Origin of the sequence: uncultured Porphyromonas sp., from assembly GCF_934359325.1 — a bacterium.
In the GTDB taxonomy this organism is placed as follows: domain Bacteria; phylum Bacteroidota; class Bacteroidia; order Bacteroidales; family Porphyromonadaceae; genus Porphyromonas_A.
In genome coordinates this window covers 1-4,091 of sequence record NZ_CAKRLH010000151.1, presented here as the reverse complement: position 1 = coordinate 4,091, position 4,091 = coordinate 1, and the positions used below count along the sequence as shown (strand labels likewise).

The following is a 4,091-nucleotide window of genomic DNA, read 5'->3' as shown; positions in this document are numbered from 1 at the left end:
GGGATGATCTCACCGACCAAGAGGATGACGAAGGTGATCACCACCACCTGTAGTATGAAGCCCAGTGTCTGTGCGTGGGAGAAGTCCAGTGTCTGATTGACCACAGAGTCGCTGAGCATAACGATCGCCGTATTGACGAAGTTATTGGAGATCAGTATCGTGCTCAGCATGTTTTCGCTGTGCTCGAGTAGATAGATCACCTTCTTATCCTTCTCGTCCTTAGAGCCCTTGAGCTCCTCCAGGTCTGACGGGGTGAGGGCGAAGTAGGCTACCTCAGAGGAGGAGCAGAAGCCGCTGTAGAAGAGGCACACTGCGATCAGGATAAGGGTGATAACAAGTGTCAGGATCCCCTCAGGATCCAGCTGTACGAGACCTACTCCCTGGAGTAGTCCGCTACTGATGTATTCGATTCCTTCCAAAGATCAATGCTGTCTATCCGTAGGTCGTGTCTCAGAATGGCAGGCTCGACTCCGCATCCTTGCTGAGCGTCTCCTTATAGTCCCGGTAGGGCGACTTCACCTCTTCCTCGTAGGGGGACGACGTCCCGGGCTGAGGCTTGGAGATAAGTGCCACTCGGTCGGCGATGATCGTCGCCTTGCGGCTGTACCGATCCTCTCCGCTGCGGTACTTCTTGTAGGTCAGCCTGCCTGTTACCCGCACCTTGTATCCCTTGCGTACATTGGCCTCAACATAGTGTGCCGAATCCCGGTAGCAGACGACCTCGTGCCAGTCTGTCACCGTACCCCCGGGACTGTCAGGGAGGAGGCTGTCCGTCGCCACGCTGAAGGAGGCCATGCAGGTCCTCTCGTCTAAGTAGCGGATCAGCGGATCATGCCCCACGTTGCCTAGGAGCTCTACCCGGCAGTATGTCCCACTCTCCTCCATAACTCACGATCGAAGGAGAGTGATCAGCTCCTCCGGGGTGTAGCTCTTTTGGTCGCCGGACTCCATATCCTTGACGCTGATGGTGTGCTGAGCGATCTCGTCATCGCCGACGAAGGCGACATAGGGGATCGAGAGTGCATTGGCGTAGGACATTTGCTTCTTCATCTTCGCATCGTCCGGGTAGACCTCCGCCGTGATCCCCTCACGACGCAGATCGCTCAGGAGGGGAAGGATGTAGTCCAGCGCTTTCTCCCCGAAGTTGATAAAGAGCAGCTGCGTCCCCGAGTGGGTCGACTCCGGATAGAGATCCAGTGCCTCCAGTACGTCGAAGATCCGCTCTGCACCGAAGGAGATCCCCACGCCGCTCATGCCACTCTGCCCGAAGACACCTGTGAGATTGTCATACCGACCTCCACCGGTGATGCTCCCCATCGGCGTGTCGAGCGCTTTCACCTCGAAGATGGTCCCTGTGTAGTAGTCCAGACCGCGTGCCAGGGAGAGGTCCAGACGAACCTCATTCTGCAGGTTGCAGCAACGCAGCTTGTCAAGGATGTAGGTCAGCTCCTCCACTCCCTTGCGTCCCACTTCGCTCTCTCCGAAGAGGTCAGCGAGCTTCTCCAGCTTCTCCTCATTGCTTCCCGAGAGGCCGAGGATCGGCTTCAGGCGGCTGATCGCCTCCTCGCCGATGCCCTTGCTTCGCAGCTCCTCCTCGACGCCGTCCCAGCCGATCTTGTCCAGCTTGTCGATCGAGACGGTCAGGTCGATGATGTTCTCTATGCCGAGCTGCTCGCTGAGAGCGGTGAGGAGTTTCCTGTTATTAAGGAGGATCACGACACGGACCCCCAGCTTCGTGAAGACGGTGTCGATGATCTGCGTCAGCTCCACCTCATGGAGTAGGGAGTCGGATCCGATCACATCGGCATCGCACTGGTAAAACTCCCGATATCTACCCTTCTGGGGACGATCCGCACGCCATACCGGCTGTATCTGATACCGCTTGAAGGGGAGGGTGATCTCATTGCGGTGCTGCACCACATACCGAGCAAAGGGTACTGTTAGGTCGTACCGCAGTCCACGGTCGCAGGCTCGGGAGGCAAAGTCGATCGGATCAATCGTTAGCAACTCCTGACGGTCGAAGTCCTTGAGGCTGTCGCCCGAATTGAGGATCCGGAAGATCAACCGATCCCCCTCATCGCCATACTTGCCGAGGAGGGTGGAGAGATTCTCCATCGCCGGCGTCTGTATCTCGCGGTAACCGTAGAGTCGGTAGGTGCTGATGATGGTGTCGAGTATGTAATTGCGCTTCGCCATCTCCTCGGGGGAGAAGTCACGAGTGCCCTTGGGTATGCTTGGTTTCTGAGCCATAAGTCTGATTGCTACAGAGAGATGAGGTTAGTACGTATTATAGGAGCGGATCTTGTCCATCTTCTTCCTGGTCTTGGGTCGCATCGGATCGTCGGAGTAGCCGAGCGATACCACCAGCTGGACTGTCTTCTCCCGCGGTATGCGGAGGAGATCCCGGATCTTCTTGTCGTCGAGCCAGCCTATGACGCAGGTGTCCAGCCCCTCGCTGCGCGCTGCCAGTGTGAGGTAGCCCACAGCGATGCCGATGTCGATCCGGGAGAAGTGCTGCTTCTTGAGGAGATTGCCCACCTTCGCAGCCACATTAGCCGACTCCTCGACCACGACGATGAGTGCCGGCGCCTCCTTGGCAAAGGTGTTCATCGACGGGAGTAGGGGAGACGTGAGACACTTGGCGACAGCGACCTTAAGCTCCGGATCATCAACGACGATGAAGTGCCAGGGCTGCGAATTGGTGGCGGAGGGTGCCAGATGAGTCAGCTCAAGGATCCGCTCGATCGCCTCCCGAGGGACCGGCTTATCGAGATACTTGCGAGTGCTCTGGCGCGACTGGATCAGCTCGCTGAGAGGGTTGCTGTCAGGGTCCATGGGAGGGCGTTACTGGCGGTAGGTAATGAGCTTGGCGAGGTACTTGCCGATGATGTCAAACTCGAGATTGACCCGCTTCCCCTCCGACAGATCCCCAAAGTTGGTGATCTCCTTAGTGTAGGGGATGATGGCGACCTTGAAGGTGTCTCTCTCGGAGTCCACGACGGTGAGGCTGACGCCATTGATGCAGACGGAGCCCTTCTCCACAGTAGTGTAGCCGCGAGCAGCCATCTCATCGGGGACGCTGTAGCGGAAGGTGTAGTAGGTGCTTCCTCCCACATCCTCCAGCCCGATGCACTCGGCAGTGGTGTCGACATGCCCCTGGACAATATGCCCGTCGAGGCGACCATCGCTCCTCATGCTCCGCTCCACATTGACCCGATCGCCAGGTCGGAGGTCGCCGAGGTTGGACCGCTGCAGGGTCTCCTGCACTGCGGTGACGGTGTAGCTCTTCTCCTCGGGATGGACCGAGACAACCGTCAGGCAGACTCCATTGTGAGCCACGCTCTGGTCTATCGCCAGCTCGTCCCAGAAGGGGACGGTCAGGGTGATGTCCACGTTGGTACTATCGTGAGGATGATCCATACGGAGCACCCGTGCCGTTGTCTCGACTATTCCGGAAAACATATAGAGAATTACTTACTTACTGATATCGTCAGTGCAAATTTACCCAAAAGGCATTACCTGCCCAATTATCTCTCCCCGATCCACTCCGTCATGAGCTCCAGTGCCTCAGTCGAGAAGCCCGGCTCGAGGTGCATATACTCGCCCGGGAGACCGGTGGTGCAGGGGAGGAAAAGGTGATTGAGCCCCTCGAGTTCCTCCGTCCTCACACTCTGCGACGCTGTAGCCAGGCGCTTGATCGCACCAAGGTTAGTCGAGGCCTCCACCTGCATATCCTTGCTCCCGTTCAGAGCCATTATCGGGCAGGTGATCCGTGGAAGGAGGGCGGCGGGATCGCTTCTGAGGAACTCCTTATAATAAGGTGTGGAAGTGGCGTCAAGCATCGAGCTGAAGTACTTGTCGCTGAGTATCATTGCACTCGTCGCGGTGCGCTGCTCCTCACGGACCAGTGGCAGCACTCTCTCGAAGTAGCCCCGCATCAGCGTAGAGTCCTCTGCTCGGGTGGTGGAGTGGTAGGCGAGATCCTGGAAGGTCTCGCTCGTAATCCTGCCGAAGTCCTCCTTCGCCTCGGGGCGGATCAGACTTGCCATCATCACTACATTCTGGTACGTGATGATCTCCACACCTGAGGT

5 protein-coding genes and 1 pseudogene are annotated in these 4,091 nt (G+C 57.7%); all 6 read right to left on the bottom strand.

Annotated features, from left to right (window positions below; translation table 11 throughout):
• The coding region (locus tag Q0F21_RS06000) for a DUF21 domain-containing protein (protein ID WP_297238288.1) at positions 1 to 419 on the bottom strand (419 nt) is incomplete at its 3' end.
• Positions 420 to 450: 31 nt separating this feature from the next.
• Positions 451 to 885 carry a single-stranded DNA-binding protein gene (locus Q0F21_RS05995; protein ID WP_297238286.1) on the bottom strand — a complete coding sequence of 145 codons (435 nt, stop codon included), beginning with the start codon at positions 883 to 885 and terminating at the stop codon, positions 451 to 453.
• Positions 886 to 888: 3 nt separating this feature from the next.
• Entirely contained in the window at positions 889 to 2,250 is a 1,362-nt protein-coding gene (gene hisS / locus Q0F21_RS05990) for a histidine--tRNA ligase (protein WP_297238284.1), read from the bottom strand.
• A gap of 27 nt (positions 2,251 to 2,277) precedes the next feature.
• The gene (locus Q0F21_RS05985) at positions 2,278 to 2,835 is read right to left on the bottom strand and encodes a nitroreductase family protein (RefSeq protein WP_297238281.1); all 558 of its coding nucleotides are present in this window, start codon (positions 2,833 to 2,835) and stop codon (positions 2,278 to 2,280) included.
• A gap of 9 nt (positions 2,836 to 2,844) precedes the next feature.
• On the bottom strand, positions 2,845 to 3,462 hold the full coding sequence (locus Q0F21_RS05980) for a riboflavin synthase (RefSeq protein ID WP_297238279.1): 618 nt from the start codon (positions 3,460 to 3,462) through the stop codon (positions 2,845 to 2,847).
• Between the two features lie 65 nt (positions 3,463 to 3,527).
• A pseudogene (locus Q0F21_RS05975) lies at positions 3,528 to 4,091 on the bottom strand (alpha/beta hydrolase); the annotation flags it as partial.

Coding starts and splice junctions, on each gene's coding strand:
- Q0F21_RS05995 (WP_297238286.1), bottom strand. CDS start 885: ATGGAGGAGAGTGGGACATACTGCCGGGTAGAGCTCCTAGGCAACGTG.
- hisS (WP_297238284.1), bottom strand. CDS start 2,250: ATGGCTCAGAAACCAAGCATACCCAAGGGCACTCGTGACTTCTCCCCC.
- Q0F21_RS05985 (WP_297238281.1), bottom strand. CDS start 2,835: ATGGACCCTGACAGCAACCCTCTCAGCGAGCTGATCCAGTCGCGCCAG.
- Q0F21_RS05980 (WP_297238279.1), bottom strand. CDS start 3,462: ATGTTTTCCGGAATAGTCGAGACAACGGCACGGGTGCTCCGTATGGAT.